The 26,128-nt window shown below is 71.0% G+C and carries 20 protein-coding genes and 1 pseudogene; 12 read left to right on the plus strand and 9 right to left on the minus strand.

Features of this window, described 5'->3' with window-relative positions; translation table 11 throughout:
• Positions 1 to 67 precede the first annotated feature (67 nt).
• On the plus strand, positions 68 to 1,798 hold the full coding sequence (locus OG202_RS27010; protein WP_328223737.1) for a type IV secretory system conjugative DNA transfer family protein: 1,731 nt from the start codon (positions 68 to 70) through the stop codon (positions 1,796 to 1,798).
• Positions 1,799 to 1,964: 166 nt separating this feature from the next.
• Here the strand turns inward: OG202_RS27010 and OG202_RS27015 are convergent, their stop codons facing one another.
• Both OG202_RS27015 and OG202_RS27020 read right to left on the minus strand, forming a co-directional pair.
• Positions 1,965 to 3,728 carry a glycosyltransferase family 4 protein gene (locus tag OG202_RS27015; protein ID WP_328223738.1) on the minus strand — a complete coding sequence of 588 codons (1,764 nt, stop codon included), beginning with the start codon at positions 3,726 to 3,728 and terminating at the stop codon, positions 1,965 to 1,967.
• 37 nt (positions 3,729 to 3,765) lie between these two features.
• Positions 3,766 to 4,917, minus strand: coding sequence for a hypothetical protein (locus OG202_RS27020; RefSeq protein WP_326579805.1), 1,152 nt, complete (start codon positions 4,915 to 4,917; stop codon positions 3,766 to 3,768).
• A 335-nt stretch (positions 4,918 to 5,252) separates the two neighbouring features.
• Between OG202_RS27020 and OG202_RS27025 the strand changes: the two genes are divergently transcribed.
• From OG202_RS27025 to OG202_RS27045, 5 genes are all read left to right on the plus strand, one after another.
• Entirely contained in the window at positions 5,253 to 5,759 is a 507-nt protein-coding gene (locus OG202_RS27025; protein ID WP_326579803.1) for a hypothetical protein, read from the plus strand.
• Positions 5,760 to 5,874: 115 nt separating this feature from the next.
• On the plus strand, positions 5,875 to 6,234 hold the full coding sequence (locus tag OG202_RS27030) for a hypothetical protein (protein ID WP_326579802.1): 360 nt from the start codon (positions 5,875 to 5,877) through the stop codon (positions 6,232 to 6,234).
• On the plus strand, positions 6,231 to 7,508 hold the full coding sequence (locus tag OG202_RS27035) for a zeta toxin family protein (RefSeq protein ID WP_328223739.1): 1,278 nt from the start codon (positions 6,231 to 6,233) through the stop codon (positions 7,506 to 7,508). The genes OG202_RS27030 and OG202_RS27035 overlap by 4 nt, the downstream gene beginning before the upstream one ends.
• A gap of 604 nt (positions 7,509 to 8,112) precedes the next feature.
• The gene (locus OG202_RS27040) at positions 8,113 to 9,270 is read left to right on the plus strand and encodes a sugar ABC transporter substrate-binding protein (RefSeq protein WP_326579798.1); all 1,158 of its coding nucleotides are present in this window, start codon (positions 8,113 to 8,115) and stop codon (positions 9,268 to 9,270) included.
• A gap of 559 nt (positions 9,271 to 9,829) precedes the next feature.
• The gene (locus OG202_RS27045; protein WP_327728486.1) at positions 9,830 to 10,381 is read left to right on the plus strand and encodes a hypothetical protein; all 552 of its coding nucleotides are present in this window, start codon (positions 9,830 to 9,832) and stop codon (positions 10,379 to 10,381) included.
• 128 nt (positions 10,382 to 10,509) lie between these two features.
• On the opposite strand, the gene OG202_RS27050 is transcribed toward OG202_RS27045, so the two are convergent.
• The 3 genes from OG202_RS27050 to OG202_RS27060 are packed head-to-tail and all read right to left on the minus strand — an operon-like array spanning position 10,510 to position 13,874.
• Positions 10,510 to 11,391 (minus strand): transglutaminase family protein, encoded by an 882-nt coding sequence (locus tag OG202_RS27050; RefSeq protein WP_327728485.1) that lies wholly within the window; start codon positions 11,389 to 11,391, stop codon positions 10,510 to 10,512.
• A 9-nt stretch (positions 11,392 to 11,400) separates the two neighbouring features.
• The gene (locus OG202_RS27055; RefSeq protein WP_326579792.1) at positions 11,401 to 12,336 is read right to left on the minus strand and encodes an alpha-E domain-containing protein; all 936 of its coding nucleotides are present in this window, start codon (positions 12,334 to 12,336) and stop codon (positions 11,401 to 11,403) included.
• Positions 12,333 to 13,874 (minus strand): circularly permuted type 2 ATP-grasp protein, encoded by a 1,542-nt coding sequence (locus tag OG202_RS27060; RefSeq protein WP_326579790.1) that lies wholly within the window; start codon positions 13,872 to 13,874, stop codon positions 12,333 to 12,335. The genes OG202_RS27055 and OG202_RS27060 overlap by 4 nt, the downstream gene beginning before the upstream one ends.
• Positions 13,875 to 14,292: 418 nt before the next feature.
• Between OG202_RS27060 and OG202_RS27065 the strand changes: the two genes are divergently transcribed.
• Positions 14,293 to 15,366, plus strand: coding sequence for a helix-turn-helix transcriptional regulator (locus OG202_RS27065; RefSeq protein ID WP_327728484.1), 1,074 nt, complete (start codon positions 14,293 to 14,295; stop codon positions 15,364 to 15,366).
• Here OG202_RS27065 and OG202_RS27070 read toward each other — a convergent pair.
• Both OG202_RS27070 and OG202_RS27075 read right to left on the minus strand, forming a co-directional pair.
• Entirely contained in the window at positions 15,323 to 16,339 is a 1,017-nt protein-coding gene (locus OG202_RS27070; protein WP_327728483.1) for a helix-turn-helix transcriptional regulator, read from the minus strand. The genes OG202_RS27065 and OG202_RS27070 overlap by 44 nt on opposite strands.
• Positions 16,340 to 16,344: 5 nt before the next feature.
• On the minus strand, positions 16,345 to 17,352 hold the full coding sequence (locus OG202_RS27075; RefSeq protein WP_327728482.1) for a helix-turn-helix transcriptional regulator: 1,008 nt from the start codon (positions 17,350 to 17,352) through the stop codon (positions 16,345 to 16,347).
• A gap of 318 nt (positions 17,353 to 17,670) precedes the next feature.
• On the opposite strand from OG202_RS27075, the gene OG202_RS27080 reads away from it, so the two are divergent.
• Positions 17,671 to 18,006: a hypothetical protein gene (locus tag OG202_RS27080; protein WP_327728481.1), complete on the plus strand. Its 336-nt coding sequence runs from the start codon at positions 17,671 to 17,673 to the stop codon at positions 18,004 to 18,006.
• Between the two features lie 186 nt (positions 18,007 to 18,192).
• Here the strand turns inward: OG202_RS27080 and OG202_RS27085 are convergent, their stop codons facing one another.
• Positions 18,193 to 18,606, minus strand: a complete 414-nt coding sequence (locus OG202_RS27085) for a pyridoxamine 5'-phosphate oxidase family protein (RefSeq protein ID WP_326579776.1) — start codon at positions 18,604 to 18,606, stop codon at positions 18,193 to 18,195.
• A gap of 274 nt (positions 18,607 to 18,880) precedes the next feature.
• Between OG202_RS27085 and clpB the strand changes: the two genes are divergently transcribed.
• Positions 18,881 to 21,538 (plus strand): ATP-dependent chaperone ClpB, encoded by a 2,658-nt coding sequence (gene clpB, locus OG202_RS27090; protein WP_327728480.1) that lies wholly within the window; start codon positions 18,881 to 18,883, stop codon positions 21,536 to 21,538.
• A gap of 149 nt (positions 21,539 to 21,687) precedes the next feature.
• Positions 21,688 to 22,227, plus strand: coding sequence for a YbjN domain-containing protein (locus tag OG202_RS27095; protein WP_326579772.1), 540 nt, complete (start codon positions 21,688 to 21,690; stop codon positions 22,225 to 22,227).
• Between the two features lie 252 nt (positions 22,228 to 22,479).
• On the opposite strand, the pseudogene OG202_RS27100 reads toward OG202_RS27095, so the two are convergent.
• Positions 22,480 to 22,914: pseudogene (locus OG202_RS27100) on the minus strand (aminotransferase class I/II-fold pyridoxal phosphate-dependent enzyme); the annotation flags it as partial.
• Between the two features lie 172 nt (positions 22,915 to 23,086).
• Here OG202_RS27100 and OG202_RS27105 point away from each other — a divergent pair.
• Both OG202_RS27105 and OG202_RS27110 read left to right on the plus strand, forming a co-directional pair.
• A complete protein-coding gene (locus OG202_RS27105; protein ID WP_228968564.1) occupies positions 23,087 to 23,641 on the plus strand; it encodes a Uma2 family endonuclease in 555 nt (184 codons plus the stop codon).
• Between the two features lie 323 nt (positions 23,642 to 23,964).
• On the plus strand, positions 23,965 to 26,058 hold the full coding sequence (locus OG202_RS27110; RefSeq protein ID WP_327728479.1) for a hypothetical protein: 2,094 nt from the start codon (positions 23,965 to 23,967) through the stop codon (positions 26,056 to 26,058).
• Positions 26,059 to 26,128 lie beyond the last annotated feature (70 nt).

Genomic DNA, 26,128 nt, shown 5'->3' on the forward strand with positions numbered 1-26,128 from the left:
GTAGACGCGGCAGGCGCCGGGGCGACCGCAGCCCCGACCCCCACCCCCAGAAAGGACGGACCCGCGGGTGACCGCAGAACAGCAGAAGAAGCCCCGCGCCGAGGACGACTGGACGATGGAGATCGTCATCGTGGTCGCGATCGTGCTCCTGGGGGTCGTCGGGGCCTGGCTCGCGGCGAGGATCGGCGCGCCGTTCGCGGACGCGCCGGCGCCGGCGTCGAACCCGCTGACGTTCGTCGTCGCCATGGTCAAGGGCGACTACAACTGGCCGGGTTCACCGGCCAGCGCCGTCGCCGCGGGCGAGGCCGTGCTGCTCGGCATCCTGGGGACCGCCGCGTACCGGGTCGTCCAGCGGTTCAAGAAGAAGCCGAAGGTGGACGGGGCGGCGCGGCACCTCGCCAAGGGGGAGGAGCTGGGCAAGCTGACGATGAAGGGCGCGGCGGCCACGGCCGAGCGGCTCGGGGTGATGGCGCGGACCCCGGGCGTCTTCATCGGACGGTCCGTCAAGGGCAGGCAGCCGCTGTTCGGTTCGTACGAGGACATGCACGTCGACATCTGGGGGCCCAGGACCGGTAAGACGACCCGGCGGGCGGTCCCCGCCATCCTCGACGGGCCCGGCGCCGTCCTCGTCACCTCCAACAAGCGGGACATCGTGGACTCCACCCGCGGCCCCCGCTCCGCGCGCGGACCCGTCTGGGTCTTCGACCCGCAGCAGGTCGCCGCCGAGACACCGAGCTGGTGGTGGAACCCGCTGTCGTACGTCACCGACGTGGCCAAGGCCCGGAAGATGGCCGACCACTTCGCCAGCGGGTCCCGGGACGCGAACGCCTCCACGGACGCCTTCTTCGATCCGGCCGGCCAGGACCTGCTCGCCAACCTGCTGCTCGCCGCCGCCTGCGGCAAGATGCCGATCACGCAGCTCTACACCTGGCTGTCCAACCCCAAGGACGACACCCCCGAGCGGATCCTGCGCGGCGCCGGGCACGTCATGGCCGCCGACGGCCTGAACGGTGTCCTCACCGCCCCCGACAAGCAGCGCAGCGGCATCTACGGTGTCGCCCAGCAGATGGCGTCCTGCCTGGTCAACCCGGAGGTCAACCGCTGGGTGACGCCGCCCGCCGACCCGAACGCGCCCGAGTTCGACCCGCACGCGTTCGTCCGCACCGCCGGCACCCTGTACTCCCTCTCCCGCGAGGGCCGCGACTCCGCCGGGCCGCTCGTCACCGCGCTCACCGTCGCCGTCGTCGAGGCGGCCGAGGAGTACGCCACCACCCAGCGCGGCGGCCGCCTCGCGCTCCCCCTCGTTGGCGTCCTCGACGAGGCCGCCAACGTCTGCCGCTGGCGCACCCTGCCCGACCTGTACTCCCACTACGGCTCGCGCGGCATCATCCTCATGACCATCCTCCAGTCCTGGGCGCAGGGCATCGAGGTGTGGGGCGAGCGCGGCATGGAGAAGCTGTGGTCCGCCGCGAACATCCGCGTCTACGGCGGCGGTGTCTCCGACACCCGCTTCCTGGGCGACCTCAGCGAGCTGGCCGGCGAGTACGACCAGCGCGAGTACCAGGCGAGCCGCGAGTCGGAGTTCGGCGGCTGGAGCGGCAACCGCACGGTCAGTGAGTCCGTCAGCCGCCAACGCGTCCTCGGCGTCTCCGACCTCGGCGCCATGCCCCCGGGCCGCGCCCTCGTCCTCGCCTCCGGCACCAAGCCGGTCCTCGTCGAGACCGTCCCGTGGTGGGAGGGCCCGTACGCCCGCGAGGTCCAGGAGTCGCTGCGGAAGTACGACCCCGGGGCGCGGTGAGTACGGCCCTGGCGCGCTGAGCGACCGGGCCCGGAGCACCCTGGCGGTGGTCCGGGCCCGGGAGTGTTTCCGCCCCCGAGGAGTACCTCGGCGACAACGCCTCTCCCGGGCCCATACGTTCACCTACACGCTGGGCCGGGGCAGCACCTCCGCCCCGGCCCGCACCTCACACTTCGATTCCGCCGTCACGGGGACCCGACAGATCCGGTGGCGGCTGCCGCACGCCCCCGGGCCGTCCCGGATCACCCTCCCCGGCACCGCGCCCCGGGGAAGCCGCATCGTGTCGACTCCCGGCGGCGGGCGGATCCTGGGAGACGCCCACCTGCCACAAGGGCGTCGCGTTCTCGGCCGGGGCGGCTGTACGAGGGCCCCCGGTGCCGGGCTGATTCTGGGGAAGGCCGACCTGCCACAGGGGTGTCTGGCTCCCGGGCGGGGCGGTAGCGCGGGCACTCTCGGCCCCGGCCTGGTTCTGCGCCAAACCCGCTTGCCACACAGGGACCGGAGTCCCGGTCGTCCGATGCTCATGCTGGGGCCCGTCGCGCCGCACACCGACCTCGGTCTGCGCCGGCCCCGGCGCCCGCGGTGACTGTTCCGGAGCATCGGGCCTGAGCAACTGCCCGTTCGGCCCCTGCACCGTGCGGACCAGATCCCGCTCCTGCGCCGTGAGCAGGGCCCTGGGGTCCCGGCGCGGCAGCGGCGTCTGACCCATTGCCACCTGGACCGTGGCCTCGGCGGCGTGCTCCCAGGTGTATTGCTGGAGAGTCTCCCGTAGGTGCAGCGCACCGGCCTGGCGCTGCGGGAGGTCCTGTTTGAGCTGAGCGATCGCCGTCATCCATGCCTGGACGCGGCTACTGCCGTCGGTCGGCTCGGCCACCACGCACGGCCCGCCGATCCGCGGCGGGACCCGATCGGGATCCTGAAGGAATTGCGCGGCGCCGCTCTCCTCGTTCACCAGGACGGGAACACCATGAGCCAGCCCCTCGGGCGCCACCATGCCGAACCCCTCGTGCTTCGAGGGCATGATCACCGCATGCGAGCCTCTGATGTCCTCGTCGAGCTCGGTCGCGCTGCTCGTGCGGGGCTTGACCGTGACGTTGCCACCGGTGAGTCTCCGTAGCTCGTCCCACGCCTTCTGCACCTGCTCGTCGGGGATACCGCGGACGGTGAGATGGACGGAGGTGCCGGCCCTGTTCAGCAGCTTCACTGCCTCTGCGGCGTCGTCCACACCCTTGAGGGGGTCATCCACCCGCCCCATGACCAAGAGGTTCAGTGTCTCCGGCGCGGGGTCGTGCTGGACCGGATCGTGAACCCGGGTTCCCGGGATGACTTCGTGGGAATGCGGAACGTTCACGCCCTGTGCGGAAAGCCCCCTGCTCACTTCCGACAGGAGCGGACCGACTCCGGCCACGACGTCCGCACGCCCCATGGCGGCACGTTCGATCGCGGAGTCCCTGGCAGCCTTGTATTCAGCCTTCTCGGGCGCGAAACCCTTGACGAAGGGAAGCCGCTCGGGGCTTGTGTGCAGGAAGTGCACCAGACGCGCGTCCTGGTACCAGTTCTCACGCAGTTCGGCAGCGGCCGGCCCGGAGAAGCGCGAGTGCGCGATGATGATGTCGTACGGTCGGCTCGCCGGATCCTGCAACCCGTACTGCCTTGGCTCCTGACCGGCGAGATACTTGATCCAGTCCCGCCGCTCCATTTCGGTCGCTGTACCTTCCGCCCCGGACCCGAAGTCGAGAACGGGCGGGCGCGTCGTCACCACCTGCTGTATGCCGTCATGCCGGGGCATGTCGGGGTTGGCCGTGAACAGAGTGACGTTGTGCCGACGAGCGAGAGCCTCGGACAACTCCTGGTTGAATACCTCCACACCTCCCTCGCCTCTGCCGCTGTTGTCCGACACAACGAGAATGTTGTAACGCGCTTCAGCCACCGATCCCCCGTAATCTCCAGCCATCAATGATCTCGTGTCAGAAGCCGACGGTTTCGCGCAGTTCGCGGCCGATTTCCGAGGTGATGAAATCCGTCAAGTCGTAGGCGGAGAAGTGCATGATGCCGGAGTGCGCGCCCGGGTGAATCCTCGCCGCGTACTCGTCCAGAATCTCCGCGAGGATCTGCGCGCGGACAGCGGAGATCGCGACGTACTCCAACTCTCCCTTCTCGCGGTAGAAACGGCGCTCGCCGGCGTGCGGAGCCCTCGGCCGCAGCCGCTGTCCCGCCGACGCGCTGCGCTCGAAGTCCTTGGCCTCTTCCGCGATCAGCCGGGCGACCGGCCGGTCGTCGGGCCAGTCCACTCCGGAAGTCACATGCACGTTCGGATCGATCGACTCGTGCTCCTCCCGCCAGAACAGGCCCGACCTCCCCGCCAGCAGGTTCTGGAGGTCCTCAGCGGCGATCGACGTATCGGGACTCACCGAGAAATCCATGGATTCCCGCATGTACTTCAGGCTGGGCAGGCTCTCCGACGCACGCCAGGCCGCCCGGGCCAGTACCTCGTACCGAGCCTGCAAGTCGTTCACGTCGGACGGCCGACGGGACACCCGTGCCACGCCAACCGCACCGACAGGGTGCGGAGTCGGCACCCGTTCGCCGACCGCCGCGCGCAGTTCGTCGGCCGCGAGGTGCACCAGCCGGCTCAGCTCCGCAGTCTCTCCGGCGATCGTCACCGCAGGCCGGCCCGGCGCCATCCGGTGGACAAGGTCCCTCAGCGGGCCGGTCAGCACCAGCATGTGCCCCTCCTGAACGACCACCGCCCGCCCCGGCACCAGGTAGTCGTCCGGATAGGGCTCCATCCGGGGCTCGTAGGGACCCGGATCCTCGACCATCCGGGTCGTCCACTCCGCGACCGCCTCCGCGAAAGTGATCGGCCGGTCGACAGGGCCCGCGGCCCGACGGGAGATCAAATGACGTACGGGATCGGACGGTTCGCCGGCCTGCGGCTCGGGTCCCTCGGAGACGGTCAGCGCCGCCTCCAGCTCCCGCCACGCCTCCCGGCGCTCCTCCGGCCACCCGCCCCCGGGGCTGTCCAGGCGCCACACACGGCTTTTCTGCATCCACATCATCCGCGCCGCCGCCGAATACACGATGTCGTAAGCGTCGGCAAGCTGCATCTGGCCGCTCATCCCGGCTCTCCTTCACGACTGATCAAGTAACTCACATTCTCACACCGCGCTTTAGGGAACCGGACAAGGCGGAATCGGTGCGAGCAGGTCCTTCGGTGAGCATGGAGCGAAAGCCGAAGGCGGCTCGGCGTACTAACCCACCCACACACCGGCCGTTCCGTATTCCTTTATCCTCGGCGGCCCGCTGACGGTGACGGCCCTGTCCGTGTGGGAGGTACGGCGTCTGCGGGTCCGGCACGGGGTGACCCTGCGGACGGCGTTGGGGCGCTGAACCGTCCGGTGCGGGATGACGTCTCATCAGGAGAAACACGTACGCAGCTGTCGGGGAGGCACTCATGGCCATGGTCGGACTGTTCTGGATCGCCGAGGACGGTGGGGTGTACGTCGGGGCGCAGCCGGAGGGGTACGGGGATGGGGTGCGGCTGACGCGGGACTGGGTGGAGGGGCTCGGGACCGGCCAGAGCGCCGTGTGGGGCTGGTCGGAGATCCGGTCGGTCGCCGTGCGGTACGTACGGATCCGGTCCGGCGCCCGACTGCTCGCCACCACGGCCGTCGACCTCGTCCTCAACGCCGTCGCGGGCGGCGGTGACGCCGCGGCCGCGTTCGAGGTGCACCTGGAGACCGCCGACAGGACCGTCGAACTGAACGCACAGTCGGCCGCTTCCCTCGGCGGCTATGTCGAGTCCGAGTACGACCTCTCCGTCGCCCTGCTGGAGCGCCTGGTGGCGGGTACGGCGCAGGTCGACACCCTCGCGGAGTGGGGCCGCGCCCACGCCGCCGAGGGCACCCCACGTCGCGAGGAGCGGGAGGCCCTGCTGCGGGCGTGGGCGACCGAGGGCTGAGCCGCCGGGGACCCCCTCAACCCCGCGCGTCGCCCTCCGAGTTCCCGGGAACCCGACTCCCCTCGTCCACCGTCCCCCACAATGACCACTGGACACCGGGACACCGGAGGGACACATGACCGCACGGGACACTCCACAGGGCGCTCCACGGAACACCGCACGTGACACCACCCCGAACAACGGCATCTCGGTGACCCACGACCTGGAGCCGCACGACTGGTCGAACGAGGAGACCGCGGCGTACGAGGCGGCGATCGAGGCCGTCAACGGGGCGGTCGGCGCCTACAGCGCGCGGATCGCGGCGGAGGAGGCGAAGGACGCACCCGACCCCGCCGTCATCGAGGCCGCGCGCACCGAGCAGGGACGGCTGGCGAAGGAGCGTGAGCGGCTGCGTTCGGCCGACCGGGAGCAGATCGCCGAGGCCCGCTCACGCTACGCACAGCTCGCCCGCGAGATCCTGGCGAGCCTCACATGACCGACCCGTCCGAGCGCCTGCCCGACCCGTCCGAGCGCGTGCCCGGCCCCTCCGGGCGCGCGCCCAACCCGTCCGGGGGTGCGATCGACCCCGCCGAGGTGGAGCGGCACCGGCTGTCCGACGCCGAGAACCAGCGGATCTTCCGCGAGCGGATCGTCCCCGACCTCCTGGCGGGCCGCGTCGGGCAGGAGACGCCCACCGTGGTGTTCCTGGTCGGCCAGCCCGGCGCGGGCAAGAGCAGGGTCACCGAGATGGTGGCCGGTGTACTCGACCGGCACGGCGGCTTCGCGGACGTCGACAGCGACCTCTACAAGCCCTACCACCCCGAGTACGCCCGGCTGATGGCCCAGGACGACACCCTGATGGCCGCCTACACCCGCGCCGACGGGCGGGCCTGGATGGCCCAGGCCGAGGCGTACGTCCGCGAGCACGGGCTGCACGCGATCATCCAGGAGACCTCGCAGAACGCGCGGGCCGTGGAGGAGAAGATGCGGGCCTACCGGGACTCCGGCGCGCGGGTCGAGGCCCTGTTCATGGGGGTGCCGCAGGCGATGAGCAACCAGGGCATCGTCAACCGGTACTTCGAGCAGCTCGCCGACCGGGGCCAGGGGCGGCTGACCGTGCAGTCCAACGCCGACGAGTCCTACGCCGGCATCCTCGAACTCGCCGACCGCGTCGACCGGGGAGCCCTCGCCGACCTCGCGAGCGTCTACCGCCGGGGCGAGAGCAAGCCCCGCTACAGCAACTCCCTCGACGACACGGGCAACTGGACCGGCCCGCCGGATCTGCGCCAGGCCCTCGCCACGGAACGCGGCCGGCCGTGGACGACCGCCGAGAGCGACTCCTTCGTCACCACCCAACTGCGCCTGCGCGAGACCGCCCGGACACTGGGCCCCGAGTGGCCGGACAGACTCACCCGCATCGAGGACCAGGCCCGCCCCCTGCTGACGCCGGCCGCCGCCGTCCAGCTGGGCCCCACGGCACCATCGGCCACTCCGCCGACGACTCCCTCGACGTCGCCCCAGGCGCCCCCGACGACCCCGTCGGCTCCCACGAACCCGTCGGCTCCCACGAACCCGTCGGCAACGCAGCCCCCCTCTCCGTCGGCCTCGCCGTCCCCCTCGGCCGCAGCCGCGCGCTCCCGCAGCACCCCCCACACCGGCAGGCCCACCACCCCGCAGACGCCGGGGGCCGAGGGACCGCGCCCCGGTCCCGGCCGGGCGACGCCTCCGCAGGGACCGAGCGGCCCCGAACCCAACCGGCGCGGCAGATAGCGGACGGCAGACGCCAGACGGCAGACGCCAGACGCCAGACGGCGGACGCCAGACGCCAGACGGCAGGCGCCAGACGCCAGACGGCAGACGGCAGAGGCAGACGGTGGGCCGAGGCGGGGCCGAGGAGAGTGGGCCGAGGAGAGCGGGCCGAGGACAGTGGGCCGGCCGCCCGCGTGAGGTCCGCCACCCGCCGGTCCCCGGGTCATGGACCGGAGGGACGACATCGGGACGCCGGGATCGGAAGTGATCCCGGTCTCCGTCGGCATGATCGCGTCCGCTCCGGCGGTGCCAGGTCATGGCGCTGACCTGGCACCCCGTACCCATTGACCTCGACCACCGACGCCCCCGGCCCTCATCGCCCCCAACGTCCGGCCGTACGACGGTCATGGGGGCGATGAGGGCCGGGGCGGCGGCCGTTGGCTCGTGTCAGGTGAAGGTCGAGCGGCGACACCCATGGTCCCTTGCTTTACCCTCTTCACACCGAGACCACACAAGGCTGTTGTCATCTCGTTAAGTGATTAGTCCTTGACGCTGAGGTGATCACCGCGTTGGCTTTCAGCCATATGGGACGCATTGCTGCGTCCACGCCCGGAAGGCCCTTGATGTGAACGCCCGTACCACCAGCAATACCCCCAGCACTCGTATACGTCGTCGCACCACCGCTCTGCGCCGTACCGCCACCGCCCTCGCCGCCTCGGCCGCGGCCCTCTCCCTCGCCTCCTGCGGGGTCATGGACGCCGGCGGCAGCGTGGAGGCGAGCCCCACGAAGGGCGACGACATCACGGTGGGCGTGCTGTTCCCCGACAAGGACACGAAGCGTTACGAGCAGTTCGACTACCCGAACATCAAGAAGAAGATCGCCGAGCTGACCGACAACAAGGGCGTCACCAAGTACGCCAACGCGGAGAAGGACCCGGAGACCCAGAACAGCCAGCTCGAGCAGATGGTGGAGGACAAGGTCGACATCATCATCGTCGACGCCGTGGACTCCAAGACCATCGCGCCCGCCGTGCAGACGGCGGACGACGCGGGCATCCCCGTCATCGCCTACGACCGCCTGGCCGAGGGCCCGATCGACGGCTACGTCTCCTTCGACAACGAGCTCGTCGGGCAGGTGCAGGGCCGCTCGCTGGTGGAGGATCTGGGTGACAGTGCCGCCAACAAGATCGTCATGATGAACGGGTCTCCCACCGACCCGAACGCCGCCATGTTCAAGGACGGCGCGCTCTCCGAGCTCCAGGACAAGGTGACGATCTCCGAGTCGTTCGACACCAAGGACTGGGACCCGGTCGTCGCCAAGGCGAACATGGAGAAGGCCGTCGCCAAGCTCGGGGCCGACAACATCGACGCCGTGTACGCCGCGAACGACGGTATCGCCGGTGCCGTCATCGACGTGCTGAAGACCGCCGGTGTCTCCAAGGTGCCGCCGGTCACCGGGCAGGACGCCGACCTCGACGCCGTGCAGCGGATCCTCGCGGGCGACCAGTACATGACCGTGTACAAGTCGTTCCCGCTGCAGGCGAGCGCCGCCGCCGAGATGGCCGTCGCCAAGGTCCAGGGCCGCGGCATCGAGTTCGACGCCCTCGCCAAGGACAGCGTCGACTCCCCGACCACCAAGAAGATCCCCGCCCAGCTGGTGCCCCCGGTCGCGCTGACCAAGAACAACATCAAGGACACGGTCATCGCCGACGGCATCTACACCGTCAAGCAGATCTGCACGTCCGCCTTCAGGGCCGACTGCGACGCGGTCAACCTGGACTAGTCCCGGCCGCCCCACGTTCCCCGGCCCGGCAGGGCCACCGCCAGTGCTTCGGCCGTGGCGGTGGGCCTGCCGGGCCGTGCTTTTTCGCGGCCGGGCGGGGCCGTCCGTGCGAGGCGGCCCTCGACTGCCGTGCGGATGTCCCATGGTCTAGGGTTACTGCTTGTCATGTCGTGATCACGGGGGACGACTGTCACATGCCTCAGAGCAGTGGGGACACACCTACGTCGCGTGCGCGAACAGCCGCCGCGCGACGCACCGGCTCGGTGCCTGCCGCCGCGCGACGCACCGGCTCGGTGCCTGCGGCCACGCGACGCACCGGCTCGGTGCCTGCGGCCACGCGACGCACCGGCTCGGTGCCTGCCGCCGCGCGACGCACCGGCTCGGTGCCTGCCGCCACGCGGCCCACCGGAAGGGCGCCGGCGCTCTCGGCCGCGCCGCCCACCGGCCACGGCGACACCCGGCAGACGGCCCTCCTCGCCCCCGCCCCCGTGCCGGCCTCCTGATCCCCACCCCCCACACCCTCCCTTCCGCTCACTCAGAACCCCAGAGGACCCCTCCCTTGCGCACCCCTGCCCGTACCCGCCGTACCCGCCGTACGCCCTCCGCGCTGGCCGCGTCCGCGTGCGCCCTGCTGCTCGCCGTCACCGTCTCCGCCTGTGGCGACGACGGCGAGATGCTTCCCGTCGCCAAGGACAGGGAGGCGGTCGCCCTCTTCCTAGAGAAGCACGTCGGGTGCCAGGACACCGACTACTACGTGGGCGACGAGCTGCTGGAGTTCCGCGCCCAGGTCAGCTACGCGGTCGACAGCGCCGGCGACTGCGACGTCAATGACGACAGCGACATCGACTTCCTGCACTTCACCAGCCTGGGCGACTTCCAGAAGGACGTGGCGAACTCCGAGATCGCCGACGACACCGGCCTGATGGTCGGCATGACCTTCGCCGTCGACGCCGACGACGAGGAGAACGCCAAGGCCCTCCTCGACGCGGGCCTCCTCTACCTCGTCTGCGAACCGGGCGTGGACATACCGAGCACCTACCGGCAGGACGAGGGCGAGGCCGGCTGCGTACTGACGGACTACGCGCGGGATGACCAGGAGGAGGACTACTAGGCCACTACTGGGCCGGGATCACCCCGCCCCGCGGTGTGTCAGGGTCCAGGGACCCCAGGGACCCCAGGGACCCCAGGGACCCCAGGGACCCCAGGGACCCCAGGGACCCCAGGGACCCCAGGGACCCCTCAGGCCACCCGCGTGAACTCGATCGTCACCTCCGGCGGCCCCCCGGCCACCCCCCGGTAGATGCCCTTGTGGGGCGTCACGTCGTCGTAGTCGCGGCCTCGGCCGACGACGACGTGGGACTCGTCGGCGGGGACCCGGTTGGTGGGGTCGTAGCCGGTCCAGTCGCCGGCCCAGTACTCGATCCAGGCGTGGCTCTGCCCGGCGACGGGGCGGTGGAGTTCGGCCTCGCGCTCCGGGTGGAGGTAGCCGGAGACATAGCGGGCGGGCAGGCCGAGGCCGCGGAGCATGCCGAGGGTGAGGTGGGCGAGGTCCTGGCAGACGCCCGCCCCCTGCTCCCACGCCTCGTCCGCGCTGGTGTGCACGCCGGTCGCGCCCGGCACGTACGAGACGTGGTCGGCGACCATCGCCGACACCGCGGTCGCCGTGCCGTGCACGTCGAGCCCGGCGGACACCTCACGGGCCCGGTCCAGGAGCTCGGCCGGGAGGGTCGTGCGGCCCGTCGCGGTCAGGTACTCCAGGAGGCGGGAGTCGACGGTGGCCCGGTGGATCTCCGTCCAGTCCGGCGCGTCCGGGAGCGGCCCCGGCGGGGCCGTCTCCACCAGGCTGGTCGCGGTGATCGTCAGGTCGGAGTGGGGTTCGATGAGGTCGAAGCCGGTGACCTGGGTGCCCCAGTAGTCCCAGTACGACCAGGTGGGGGTGGAAGGGTTCACCAGGACGCGGGCGTCCAGGGTGGTCTGGCCCGGGAGCGTCAGCGGGGTCATGCGGACCTCGTTGTGGGAGGAGGCCGCGGGCTGGGCGTACGAGACGCGGGTGGTGTGCCGGATGCGCAGCCGCCGGGTCGCCGTCGTGGCGGGGGCCGGGGGTGGGGGTGGAGGTGTCATCGGGATCGCTCACGCGCCTTCCTGGGCCCACTCGACGGGGCCTTGGTACGGGAAGAACTTCTCGGCCACCGCCTCCGCCGAGGCCATGCACGCCTGCTGCAGGTCGCGCAGCAGCGTGGGCAGCCCGGCTTCCAGGGACTCGGAGTCGAGATATTCGAGGTGGGTGCGCAGGGCGCCGATCGGGCGGCGGGCCGGGTCCTGGCGGGGACGGCCGAGCGCCGCCAGGCACTCCTCCGCCGTGGTCAGCGCGTGCAGCGCCGAGCGCGGGAAGTCCCGGTCCAGCAGCAGGAACTCGGCGACCTTGGGGCTGTCGCCGAAGCCGCCGTGCACCCGCGCGTACGCCTCGTCGGCGCCGCTCGCGCTCAGCAGGGTCGGCCAGTCCGGCGCGTGCGCCGCGTCCAGCACTCGCACCGACAGCAGCCGTACGGTCATGTCCACCCGCTCCAGGCTGCGGCCCAGCACCACGAAACGCCAGCTGTCGTCGCGGCTCATCGTCGAGTCGGCGAGCCCGAAGAAGAGGGCCGCGCGCCGGCGTACCAGCTCCAGGTACGCGTACGGGCCGCCCGTCCGGCGCGCTGCCGTCCGCTGGTCGGCGAGCGCGTGCCAGGTGGAGTTGAGGCACTCCCACATCTCGGAGGAGACGGCCTCACGGGCGCTGCGGGCGTTGAGCCGGGCCGCCCCGAGCGCGCCCTCGATCGAGCCCGTCGAGCGGGCGTCGAACGCCAGCTGGTCCAGCACCTGCTGCATGTCGCAGTGCTGGTCGGGCGCGTCCACACCGAGGATCGCGTACAGCGAGCGGCAGGCCACGTCCTCGTCGCGCCAGGGGTCTTCGAGCAGGCGGTGGAGGTAGGCGTCGAGGATGCGGCCCGTCGCGTCGGCCCGTTCCACGTACCGTCCCGTCCAGGTCAGGGCCTCGGCTATCCGGGAGAGGATCACGTCGTTCACTGCTGTGCCCCTTCCTGGACGACGGTCCGGACGCCGTCGGGCCCGAGCTGGCGCGGTGCCTTCTCCGGCAGCGGGCCACCGGTCTCCTCGGACCGCTGCTCGGCGGGCCCCTCGGCGAGGACCCAGGTGTCCTTGGAGCCGCCGCCCTGGCTGGAGTTGACGATGAGATTTCCCTCCTGGAGGGCGACCCGGGTCAGCCCGCCGGGCAGCACCCACACGTCACTCCCGTCGTTCACGGCGAAGGGCCGCAGATCGATGTGGCGCGGGGCCATGCGTTCGCCCGCGAGGGTGGGGGAGGTGGACAGCGCCACCGGCCGCTGCGCGATCCAGCCGCGCGGATCGGCGAGCACGGCCTCCCGGGTGCGCTCCAGCGTCTCCCGGTCCGCCTTCGGCCCGATGACGATGCCCTGCCCGCCGGCCCCGTCGACCGGCTTGATCACCAGCTGGTCGATCTGGTCGAGGACCGCCTCCAACTGCCCCGGCTCGTCCGGCCGGAAGGACTCCACGTTCGGCAGAATCGGTTCCTCTGAGAGGTAGTAGCGGATGAGGTCGGGAACGTACGTGTACAGGAGCTTGTCGTCGGCGATGCCGTTGCCGACCGCGTTGGCGAGCGTCACGTTGCCCGCCATCGCGGCGCCCATGATCCCCGGGCAGCCGATCACCGAGTCGGGCCGGAAGTGGAGGGGATCGAGGAAGTCGTCGTCGAGGCGCCGGTATACGACGTGGACGGGCATCTCCCCGCGGGTCGTCCGCATCCACACCCGGTTCCCCCGGCAGACGAGATCGTGCCCCTCCACCAACTGCACGCCCATCAGCCGGGCCAGCAGGGCGTGTTCGAAGTAGGCGGCGTTGCTGGGGCCGGGGGTGAGGACGACGACACGCGGGTCACCGATGCCGCCGGGCGCGGCGGCCCGGAGCGCGGCGAGCAGCTTCTGGGCGTAGCCGTCGACCGGCACGACGTGCTGCTCGGCGAAGAGGGACGGGAAGACGCGGGTCATCGCCCGCCGGTTCTCGATGACGTACGAGACCCCGGACGGCACCCGGACGTTGTCCTCCAGCACCCGGAAGTCGCCCGCCTCGTCCCGGACGAGGTCGATGCCGGCGACATGGATACGGACCCCGCCCGGAGGCTCCACACCGTGCGCGGCCCGGTGGAAGTGGGCGGAGTTGAGGAGCAGCCGCCACGGCACGACCCCGTCCTCGAAGGCCCGGCACGGCCCGTACGCGTCCGCGAGGTACGCCTCCAACGCCCGTACGCGCTGGGCCACTCCGCGCTGGATCAGATCCCACTCCAGGGCGTCCAGGATGCGCGGCACCAGATCCAGCGGCCAGGGTCTCTCCTCGCCCGCGAAGGCGTACGTCACACCGCGGTCCGTGAACGCGCGGGCCATCTGGTCGGCCCTGAACCGCAGTTCGGCCGGCTCGATGGGCTGCAGGGCCGCCAGCACCGGCTCATAGGCGGCCCTGACCTCACCCGGCCGCGCAAACATCTCGTCCCACGCGTCGGCCAACGCGTACGCGTCAAATATGTCCGCCATGGCCCGACGGTAAGCGCGCTCCGTAACACCCTGATCACCAGCACATTTCGGGCAGCTTGCGGGGACGATCGCGACCTGCGGAAACGGAAGGTTTGAAGTACGGCCGGGCGGGGGACGCGGGGCTGCGACCGCCGCGCTGACCGGCCCGGCGCACGACCGGGGAACCGGCCGTTTCCGTGGCCGTCTTCGTCGCTGTTTCCGTGGCCGTCCCGGCGGCCGGGCGAGGGGACCCGCCGGGTCGTGCGGAGGCTTCCGTCGCCGATTTCAGCTTGTTGCAGAGCGCACTGCCTGAGGGGTGGAGGAGGCGGGCACAACGGATGTTATCGGGGCGGAAACATGGCAGAGCCGTGTTGCGGTGCCGGTGCGGGCCGCGCATAGTTGCGCTCCGAAGAGGCTGGAACCGGGGGTGAATTGGGTGATGGCCGGGCACGCGACCGAGGAGCATCCACACGGTGCCGACCGGCTCTGCGCCGCCGGGGACCGCGTGTACTCCAGAGCCGTACGGCGGGGCCGCGTCCCGCGCGCGGACGCCGACGCCGTGCCCTGCCTCCTCGAACTCGCCCTGCTGCACCCCGACCCCGACGACATGGGCTGGCTGGTGCCCACCTCCCCGCAGGAGGTCATGACCCGGCTGCTGCGCGGCGTCCACGCGGAGGTCAGCGCCAGTCAGGCCCGGATGGGCGCGGCGGTCGACGCCGTCGAGTGGTACGCGGGCCTCGGCAGCTCCCGGGCCCGGGATTCGGCGGAGAGCACGGCGATCCGGGTGCTCGACGGGCTGGCCCGGATCCGGGCGGCGATCGACGAGGCCACCGACCGCTGCACCACGGAGGTGCTGACCGTGCAGCCGGGCGGGATCCGGCGCGAGGACGAGCTGCGCGAGGGGCTGCACCGGGCGCTGGCGATGTGCCGGCGGGGTGTGCGGATGCGGGACCTGTACACGCATGTGGCCCGGCACGGGCAGGGCCTGCACAACTACATGGAGCTGATGGGGGAGTCGGCGGAGGCCCGCACCCTGGACGAGGTCGTGGAGCGCCTCATCGTCTTCGACCGCACGGTGGCGTTCATCCCGGCCAACGCCGACCGGAGCATGGCCCTGGAGATCCGCCATCCGGCGCTGGTGGAGTACCTGGTCACCGTCTTCGAACGGCTGTGGCGGCTCGGCGTCCCGCTGGCCGCGTCGCTCCCGTCGACCGGGGTCGCGGGCATCACCCACCGCGAGCGGTCCATCGCGGCGCTGCTCGCGGAGGGACACCAGGACGCGGTGGTCGCCGAACGGCTCGGCATCAGCGTGCGCACCTGCCGGGCCCACATCGCCCGCCTCTCCGAACGGCTCGGCGCGGCCAGCCGTACCCAGCTCGGCGTCCGCATCGCCGAGGCCGGCCTCGACGGCACGCCGCGTGCCACCCCATCGGACGACCTCCCCGCCGTCCCCTCCCCGGCCCCCGCCCCTACGGCCCCTCTTCCCGCTCCAGAATCCCCGACTGCCCGATGAGATAGCCGAGTTGGGCTCGACTCTCACTGCCCAGGTGGGCGGCGAGCTTGGCGATGTGGGCGCGGGTGGTGCGGACGTTGAGGCCGAGACGGTCGGCGATGGCGGTGTCGGTGTGGCCCTCCACCAGGAGACGGGCGATGGCGCGTTGGCGGGGCGTGACACCGTCGACCACGGGGAGCTGGACGGCCTCGGGGTACATGGGCGTCGCCAGCTGCCAGAGGCGGTCGAAGGTCGTGGCGAAGAACGAGATCAGCGTGGGATGGCGGATCTCCAGGGCCAAGGTCCGTTCGGCGTCGGCGGGAATGAAGGCCACCGTGCGGTCGACGAGGATGAGGCGGTCGGTGACCTCGTCCAGGGTGCGCGCCTCGGCGTCGCCCCGCAGTTGTTCGTAGCGGGCCAGGATGAGGGGGGAGTGCCTGAGGGTGTGCGGGTAGAGCGTACAGATGCGGGCGCCACGGGCCAGCAGGGCCTGGTCGCGGCCGAGGGCGCCGGCCTGGCCCTCCTGGCCGCGCGGGCCGTGTTGGTGGGTGTGCGGCTGGATACAGAGCATTTCCCGGGTCGCCTCGGCCATGGCCTCGGTGATGGCGGCGTTGATCCGCTCGACGCCGCTGAGCAGGGTGATGGCCGGGGTGCCGGTGTCGCCCGGTGCCGTCCGCCGCTCCGCGATCCGCAGCAGCGGCTCGAAGGCCGCGGCCAGCCGTTCCTCTCGGCGCCGCTCCTCGGCGACCCGGTCCGCGATGCCGCGCAGGAGCCGGTGCAGGGCGGTCGCGGGAGCCGCCGGCTCCAGCCGGAGCGGGTCGCCGATCACCGGGTGCAGCAGCCCGGCGGCGATCAGGCACGGTGCCGCGGCGGCGTCCTCGCCGGGCACGGCCCCCTCCTCCAGCGCCCGCGCGTACAACTCGGTGCCGGCCTCGCACAGTTCGTCGGCTCCGTGCCCGTGGGCTTCGGCGATCGCGTGTAACTCGTCTCCCACGGCGGTCAGCTCTCCTGGTTCAGCATCCCGGACTGGGCTATGAGGTAGCCGAGTTGGGCCCTGCTGCCGCTGCCCAGCGCCGTCGCCAGCTTGGCGATGTGGGCGCGGCAGGTACGGACGTTCATGCCGAGGCGGCGGGCTATTGCCTCATCGACGTGGCCCTCGACCAGGAGTTTGGCTATGGAGTGCTGGATCTCAGTGATGCCGTCGGAGGCGGTCTCGTAGGGGGCGCCGGCGTTCAGCGGGACGGCGCGGGACCACATGAACTCGAAGACTTTGATCAGATAGCGGACCAGGCCGGGGTGGCGGAGTTCCAGGGCGACCTGCCGGTCGTCACGGGTGGGGATGAAGGCGACCGTCTCGTCGCAGACGATGAGGCGTTCGACCAGTTCGTCGATGGTCCGTATCTCTACCTTGCCGGACACCTGGTCCACGTACGCCAGGTTCGCGGGACTGTAGCGGGCGGTGTGCTGGTAGAGCGTACGGATGCTCACACCGCGTTCGAGCAGAGGCCTGTCGCGCTCCAGCCCCTGAACGATCCTGCGCTCGGGGCGGCTGGTGCTCGGCTGGACCGTGAGCATCTGGCTCTGGCACTGGGACGTGGCCAGGTCGAGCGCGGCGTTGATCCGGTCGCTGCCCTCCAGCACCGTGATCGAGTGCGTGTCGCTGGTTGCCCGGGCACTGAGCGCCATGAACGGCTCGAAGGTCTCGGCCAGTTCGGTGGTCAGCCGCCGACGCTCGGTGATCTCGCGTTCCAGTGGGTGCAGCCGCTGGGCCAGGGCGGCCGACGGGGGAACCGGGCGCAGCCAGTTCGCGTCGTCGAGATCTGGCTGGAGCAGACCGAACTCCATCAAACAGGGAGTCGTCTCCACATCCGTACGGGCGATACGTCCCGCGCGAAGAGCATTCGCGTAGAGACGGCTGCCGTCCTCACACAGTTCGGTCACCGCGTGGGGATGTGTCTCTTTCGTCCAGCTATTTGCCAAATCTCCACCCCCCAGGGTCCTGAACATGCAGGAACATGATGCACCGATTATGTGGCCATGACGTGCCCGAATGAGCCATCGTCGTAGGCGACGGGGGAAGAGGGGACCTTCAAGTGAGGACGAAGCCGACTATGCGTAACGGATTGCTTCGCTCGGTGCTTGTCGCCGCCTTCTCCGCCGTTATGGCCTTCGGAGTGGTGAGTGCTCACTCCGCTGCGAGAGGCGACTCGCCTGAGGACAGCTTCTGGGGTGGTGCGGCGGTGGGTGCGGTGAACACCACCGTGCTCGCCGACAGTATCTGGCCGGTGGCGCCACAGGGCTCGGACGAGACTGTGCAGGTCTGACATGACGACTCCACCCGACGACCGCTCTTTCCGCCGAGAAATGGCCACCGCCTACCGCTCCGGTTGGCACTTCATCGACCTGGCCACCGCCATCCCCCACAGCGGTGACTCGTTGATGGTGACCGTGTTCGGCGAACCGGTGGTGGTGACCCGGGACGAGGACGAGGACATCCGGGCGTACCGGTGTCTGCGGCGACCGCGCGGCGCGCCGCAGCCAGTGCGGTGTGCCATTCGGTACGGGATGGTCTTCGTCAATCTCGACCAGCGCGACCACCGGCTCGCCGAGCCGGAGACCCCGGCCTCCACGGCCGTATCAGCCACCCCCCGCAGTGCCTGAAGCGATTCCCCCGTCGTTTCAAATCGCTCAGGCGCTTCCCCCCAGCAGCGGCGTCACCGTGACCTGAACACGGTGACGCCGCTGCAGGTTTACGGGGACATTTCAGGATGTCCGGCGGTATCGGAACCAACCCGTCCGCCCGCTCATCTGTCTGAAAAATGGTCAACCGGAAATGGTCGGCGACCGTCAGCCGCGCCCCAGTGCCCGCGTCAGCTCGATCTCGATGACGACGCGGAGCGGGTTGGGCTGCGGTTCCCTGCCGTACCGCTCCGCATACCGCCGCTCCGCCTCCGCGACCCGCTCCCGGTCCTCGTGGACCCGGGCGAGCCCCTCCAGCGTGGCCCAGCGCCGGCCCTCCATCTGGCACACCGCGACCCGGGCGCCCTCGGCCCCCGCGGCGCGCACGTTCCGTGCCTTCGTGCTCCCCGTTCGGGTGATCACTCGAGCGAGCCGGGCCCCGGGATCGTATGTGACCCCGACGGGCACCACATGGGGGCTGCCGTCGGCGCGGAGGGTGGTCAGGGTGCAGAGGTGGCGCTCCCGCCAGAAGGCGAGGTACGCGGCGTCCGGGTCTCCCGGATCCACTCGATAGGTGCTCACGGTCCTGGAATCTAGCGGGGAATCCGGCTCCCGGGCCCCTCCCGGGCCCCTCCCGGGCCCCTCCCGGGCCCCTCTCGCACCCCTCTCGGGTGCGGCCCCCGACCGGTTGGCGGGATCCCTCCCCGGCTCCACCTTGAGTGGAATAGACTCAACTTTGTGTACGTTGCTCAAGTCACTGTGACCGGGACCGGGACCGGGACCGGCGCCGACACCGGTGACCGGTGACCGACGCGATGACCGACGCAACGGCTGACGCAAGGAGGGAAACGCGAACGTGGATGCCGAGCTGACCAACAGGAGCCGGGACGCGATCAACGCGGCCAGCAACCGGGCCGTGTCCGAGGGACACGCCGACTTCACCCCCGCCCACCTGCTGCTGGCTCTGCTCCAGGGCCAGGACAACGAGAACATCACCGATCTGCTCGCCGCGGTCGACGCCGACCAGGCGGTCGTGCGCGCCGGCGCCGAGAAGATCCTGGCCGGCCTGCCCAGCGTGACCGGCTCCACCGTGTCGCCGCCCCAGCCCAACCGCGAGCTGCTCGGCGTGGTCGCCGAGGCCCAGGCCAAGGCGAAGGAGCTGGGCGACGAGTACGTCTCCACCGAGCACCTCCTGCTCGGGATCGCGGAGAAGGGCGGCCAGGCCGGGGACGTACTCTCCCGGCAGGGGGCGAACGCCGGGAAGTTGCGGGAGGCGTTCCAGAAAGCCAGGGGAGGACGCCGGGTGACCACAGCCGATCCGGAGGGGCAGTACAAGGCCCTGGAGAAGTTCGGGACCGACTTCACCGCCGCCGCGCGGGAGGGGAAGCTCGATCCCGTCATCGGCCGGGACCAGGAGATCCGGCGGGTCGTGCAGGTGCTGTCCCGCCGGACCAAGAACAACCCGGTCCTCATCGGTGAGCCCGGTGTCGGCAAGACCGCCGTCGTCGAGGGGCTGGCCCAGCGGATCGTGAAGGGCGACGTGCCCGAGTCGCTGAAGAACAAGCGGCTGGTCGCGCTCGACCTCGGCGCCATGGTCGCCGGGGCCAAGTACCGGGGCGAGTTCGAGGAGCGGCTGAAGACCGTGCTCGCGGAGATCAAGGACTCCGACGGGCAGATCATCACCTTCATCGACGAGCTGCACACGGTCGTCGGCGCGGGCGCCGGCGGCGACTCCGCCATGGACGCCGGCAACATGCTGAAGCCGATGCTCGCCCGCGGCGAGCTGCGCATGGTCGGCGCCACCACCCTCGACGAGTACCGCGAGCGCATCGAGAAGGACCCGGCGCTGGAGCGCCGCTTCCAGCAGGTGCTGGTCGCCGAGCCGACCGTCGAGGACACCATCGCCATCCTGCGCGGACTCAAGGGCCGCTACGAGGCCCACCACAAGGTCGTGATCGCGGACGCGGCGCTGGTCGCCGCCGCCACCCTCTCCGACCGGTACATCACCTCCCGCTTCCTGCCCGACAAGGCCATCGACCTCGTCGACGAGTCCGCCTCCCGGCTCCGGATGGAGATCGACTCCTCGCCCGTCGAGATCGACGAGCTCCAGCGGTCCGTGGACCGGCTCCGCATGGAGGAGATGGCCCTCGTCAAGGAGACCGACGCCGCCTCCCGCGAGCGCCTGGAGAAGCTGCGCCGCGACCTCGCCAACAAGGAGGAGGACCTGCGCAACCTCACCGCCCGCTGGGAGAAGGAGAAGCAGTCCCTCAACGCCGTCGGTGAACTCAAGGAGAAGCTCGACGAGTTGCGCGGCCAGGCCGAACGCGCCCAGCGCGACGGCGACTTCGACACCGCCTCCAAGCTCCTCTACGGCGAGATCCCCACCCTGGAGCGGGCGTTGGAGGAGGCCTCCGAGGCCGAGGAGGAGGCCGCCGCCTCCAAGAACACCATGGTCAAGGACGAGGTCGGCGCCGACGACATCGCGGACGTCGTCGCCTCCTGGACGGGTATCCCGGCGGGCCGCCTGCTGGAGGGCGAGACCCAGAAGCTGCTCCGCATGGAGGACGAGCTGGGCCGCCGCCTCATCGGCCAGACCGAGGCCGTACGGGCCGTGAGCGACGCCGTACGCCGTTCCCGCGCGGGTATCGCCGACCCGGACCGCCCGACCGGTTCCTTCGTCTTCCTGGGCCCGACGGGTGTGGGCAAGACGGAACTCGCGAAGGCGCTGGCCGACTTCCTCTTCGACGACGAGCGGGCCATGATCCGCATCGACATGTCGGAGTACGGCGAGAAGCACAGCGTGGCCCGCCTGGTCGGCGCGCCTCCCGGCTACATCGGCTACGAGGAGGGCGGCCAGCTGACGGAGTCCGTCCGCAGGCGTCCCTACTCGGTCGTGCTGCTGGACGAGGTGGAGAAGGCGCACCCCGAGGTCTTCGACATCCTCCTGCAGGTGCTGGACGACGGCCGGCTCACGGACGGACAGGGCCGCACGGTCGACTTCCGCAACACGATCCTGATCCTCACCTCGAACCTGGGCAGCCAGTACCTGGTCGACCCGGTCACCAGCGCGGCGGAGAAGAAGCAGCAGGTCATGGACGTGGTGCGGGCCTCCTTCAAGCCGGAGTTCCTCAACCGCCTCGACGACCTCGTGGTCTTCTCCGCGCTGGACAAGGCGGAGCTGGAGCGCATCGCGAAGCTCCAGATCGACCGCCTGTCCAAGCGTCTCGCCGAGCGCCGCCTCACCCTGGAGATCACCCCCGAGGCCCTGGCCTGGCTCGCCGAAGAGGGCAACGATCCGGCCTACGGCGCCCGCCCGCTGCGCCGCCTCGTCCAGACCGCCATCGGCGACCGTCTGGCCAAGGAGATCCTGGCCGGCGAGGTCAAGGACGGCGACACGGTCCGGGTGGCCACGTTCGGCGAAGGAGAGGGGCTGATCGTGGGACCGGTGACGGGCGCGACGACGGCACCCGACACGGACGCCCCGGTGCCCCCGTCGATGGAGAAGAAGCCGTGATCGGGGGTACCCGAAAGGTTCCCGGCCACGCTCGTAGCTGAATCCCCCGGAGGATCCGGCCAAGGGCGACGAACCACGCGGGGCGGGGGTTGCCACTCCCCGCCCCGCATGGGGGAGGATGGCGGAATCCGTACGAAGGGAAAATCACGGTGAGCATCGACCCGTCCTCGATTCCGAACTTCGGGGGCCAGCCCGAGCCGCAGCCCCAAGGGCCGGCGGGCCCCGTCGTCCCGGATCAGGACCTCGTGAAGCAGCTCCTGGACCAGATGGAGCTGAAGTACGTCGTCGACGACGAGGGTGACCTCGCGGCGCCGTGGGAGGAATTCCGTACGTACTTCATGTTCCGTGGAGAGGGTGACCAGCAGGTCTTCTCGGTGCGCACGTTCTACGACCGCCCGCACCAGATCGACGAGAAGCCGGCTCTGCTGGAGACCATCGACGACTGGAACCGGCGCACCCTGTGGCCCAAGGTCTACAGCCACACGCATGACGACGGCACGGTTCGTCTCATCGGCGAGGCGCAGCTGCTGATCGGCACCGGCGTCAGCCTGGAGCACTTCGTCTCGTCGACGGTCAGCTGGGTGCGCGCGGCCATCGAGTTCGACAAGTGGCTCGTCGAGCAGCTCGGCCTGGCCGAGGACGTCGACGAGACCGACAAGCCCGAGAAGCCCGAGGACGACGGCGAGTAGTCGCCCTGCGCGCTTCCGTGGCCACCGGCGGTCATCGACCCCGGCGGCTACAGGGGGACTGGGTTCACGACGACCCGAAACACCCCGTCAGACGTACGAGAGCCCGGCCAGGACGCCCCACCCGCATGGTGGAGTGCCACGGCCGGGCTCTCGCCGTCCGCGCCGACGTCGAGGAAATCCACGCCGACGTCGACGGGAAATCCGCGCCGACGTCGACGGGAATGCGGCGATCCCGCCGGTGGCGTCGCGTCGTCAGAACGCCGCCTTCAGCCGCTTCGCCGCCTCCTCCAACACCTCCGTGCGCTTGCAGAAGGCGAACCGCACGAAGGGCGCGCCGGCCTCGCGGTGGTCGTAGAAGACGGCGTTGGGGATGGCCACCACGCCCGCCCGCTCAGGCAGCGCGCGGCAGAAGGCGAAGCCGTCGGTCTCGCCGACGGGCCGGATGTCGGTGGTGCTGAAGTACGTGCCCGCGGTCCGGAACACCTCGAACCCGGTGTCGGAGAGCCCCGCTGCCAGCACGTCCCGCTTGGCCGGCATGTCCGCGCGGAACGCCTCGAAGTAGCTGTCGGGCAGCGCGAGCGCCTCGGCGACGGCGTACTGGAACGGCCCCGACGCCACGTACGTCAGGTACTGCTTCGCCGAACGCACGGCCGTCACCAGCGCGGGCGCGGCCGTCACCCAGGCGACACCTCGTTGGTCTACCTATTCCTCTGTCGTGCGACAGGCCCGGCTGTGGCCTCCGGCACCGGCGGTGGGCTGGCCGCAGGGTCTGTTCGGACCGGTCTGCCGACCGTCCCGACGGGCTCGGTGACGCGGCACTGTCCGTCGTATCCTGACCACACACGGGAAGGAGCCGTTGATGAGCGTCGACGCGATCGTGCACACCGAGTTCCCCAAGGGATACACGGTTCTGTTCGGGGCCGACGGAAAGGTGATCATGACCCCGCAGAGCGAAGAGCACTCCAGCACCATCAGGTCGATGCAGATCGACTCCGCTCTTGCCCTCGGCCGTCACGCGAAGGTCACCTCCGACGTCTACATCGACTTCCCCGCCGACGAGAACTCCGCCCCCGATCTGGCGATCCTTCGCGAGGACGCCCGCCGGGAGGGCAAGCGCTACAGCTTCGAGGACGTCCTGCTGATCTCCGAGGTCGTCTCGACCTCCTCCGCGCGCAAGGACTACGACGACTGCACCGCGAAGTACGGCCGCTACGGAATCCCGATCTACCTGGTCGTGGACCCCTACGCCCAGGAAGTCGTCCTCCACACCCAGCCGACCGCCACGGGTTACATCGCGGCCCACACCCACAAGTACGGCACGGGCAAGCTCCCCATCCCCCTGGCCGACGGCCGCACCTTCACCCTCGACCTCGACGAGCTCCCGCGCCCGGAGCCCGAGGCGGACGGCCGCTGACGAAGGACCTCCGGTGCGGCCAGGCCCGTACCGTCGGCACCGCTGCCGTCGGACGTGGTCGTTCCTGGTCGCGGCAGTCGGCTGCGCTTGCCCGGCCCTTCGTCGATCGGTATCGGCAGGGGGGCGTGCCGTTCTGCGCAGTGAGTCCGTGCGACGAAGTCCGGTTCGCCGCAAGGAGGTTCGAAGCCGCGTTCGCTGCGGGCGACCACCACCACGTGCTGCCCTGAGGTAGCGGGCCCGCTCGTCCTCGGCCGAGTTGCCGGCGCCGGTTCGCCGATAGCGTGGCACGGCAACGACTACTGCTGACAGGTTGGACGGATTTCATGCGGACGCGGTTCGAACCCGAGGCCGAGGATGAGTTCGAGGCGGCGTGCGGGCTGCTGGTCGACCGCCTGGTCCGGTGGGCCGGAGAGCAGGGGCTGCCGGTGGACGGATTCACTGCCGAGACGGCCCTGGACTACCGACACCGGGCGACTGCCGACGGCCGGCTGGGGCTGTGGGAGCCGCGCCATGTGGAGGAACTGCTGCTCTCCTGGCTTCCCCAGCAGGTCACCGAGCTTCCCGGGGAGGAACGCGGCGACGCCCCGGGCACCCTGCGCACGCTGCTGCGCTATCTGCACGCCGCGCAGTTGGCGGACCCGCGCGGCCCCTCACTCCAGGATTCCCTTGCCGCGGTCGACAGGGTCGCGGACCGGCATCTGGCGGCGATGACGGACCGCACGCGCTGGGGATTGGCGAAGTTCTGGGCGATGACGGCCGCGGAGCAGGGCGTGGACGTCCAGGACGGGGCGGCGTTTCAGCGCTTCGCGGACCGGGCGCAGCGCGGGGAGGTCGCCTACGATCAGCAGGCTCTCGCCACGATCATGGAACGGCGGCTGACCGGCCGCGCGCTGTCCGACGTGGCCCGGGCCGAGCCGCAACTGCCCGTGATGCTTCCCCCGGACGACGAACTGCGCCGACGGGCCGAGGCGTCGACGACCGTGGCGCAGTTGCGCGGACTCGCCGAATGGGCGGGGCAGGGCGGCCGACCGGTGACGGCGACGGGACGGCTGCGGATGGCGGAGGCCCGCGAGCTGGTGGACGTCCTCGGCACCGGCGACAAGATCGAGGGGGTGCGCTCCTCGGCCGACCTGCCGCGGCTGGGACTGCTGGTGGAGTGGGCGAAGAAGGCGCGCCTGGTCCGGGTGGTCAAGGGGCGGTTGTACGCGGTGGCCAAGGCCCGGCCGGTGCTGGCCGACCCGCTCCAGCTGTGGCTGCGCGCCTTCGACGCGTGCTTCGAACTGCGGCAGGCTCTGATCGGGGCGCGCAGCGGCCGGCACGTCGAGTCGATGTTCTTCGACGTCTACGAGGACGTCCTGGACGACGTGCTGAACACGCTCTACAGCCTGCCGTACCCGATGCCCTGGCCGCGGCTGCGCGACACGGTACACCTGGCCTATCGGACCTCCTTGCAGCTCGACGCCGGGTCGGACCTTCAGCACCGGATGTGGTTCGAGCACGCCGACCGGGACCTGCGCGCGGTGCTCGACCTGCTGGACGACCTGGGCGCGATCGAGCGTGACCGTGGGATGGCCGATCCGGTGTTCCTGGACATCGACCTCTCCGATGCCGGTCCCGAGCTGCTCGCGGACATGCCGCCGGAGCTCGCGGAGCTGCTGGGCGTCGCGGGGGCGGCAACGGACCCGGCGGCCCGGGAGCGTGCCGATGCCCGGCGAGAGGAGCTGGCCGCCGGGCCGGTCGAGCTCATCCGTCTCACCGAGCTCGGTACCCGGGCCGTACGGCAGCGGTTGCTGGCGGCCGGCAGGGACGCACCGTTGGTCGGTGAACTGGCCCAGGCGCCGGCGGCCGGCCTGCTGGGGGTGCTGGCCGAGCACTACGACCCGGACGCCGCCCGCACGGAGCTGGCCGACTGGATCACGGCCCGCGGTGAGCGGGAAGGTGCCCTGCGCCAACTGACCGACGCCGTAAGGACCATGACCTTCCGCACGCGTGCGCAGGCGATGCTCGACGTGCTGTCGGCGGCGTTGCCGGACGGTGAGGGCGAGCGGCTGCTGCGCACGCTGCGGCGAGACACACAGCTGGCGCCGCCGGCGCTGAACGCGCTGGCACACCGTGAGTTGCTGTCCCCCGAGGACATGACCGATGCCGAGCAGCTGCTGGTGCTCGCCGAGAGCCTGCTCCAGCTCGTGGAGTTGGCGGGCGGCGGGGACGGCGCCGAGGAGATGCTGCGCGCCCAGGGTCCCCAGGCCAGGGACGCGGTTGCCGCCGCGTTGGACTCCGCGCACCCGGACCGGGCCGGACTGGACGAGCTCAGGCAGCTGGCGGCCCGGGCGCTGGGTACCCACGGCGCCCGCATCGGCCGCGTGCGGAAGGCCCGGCGCTCGTCAGGCAAGAGCGGCCGCAAGCGGCGCCGCTGACCGGGCAACACCGCCTGCCCCCAGGCGCCGGGTGCGCCGGCACTGGCACGGAGCCGGGCGGAGGGAAACC

This window comes from Streptomyces sp. NBC_00310, from assembly GCF_036208085.1.
GTDB lineage: Bacteria > Actinomycetota > Actinomycetes > Streptomycetales > Streptomycetaceae > Streptomyces.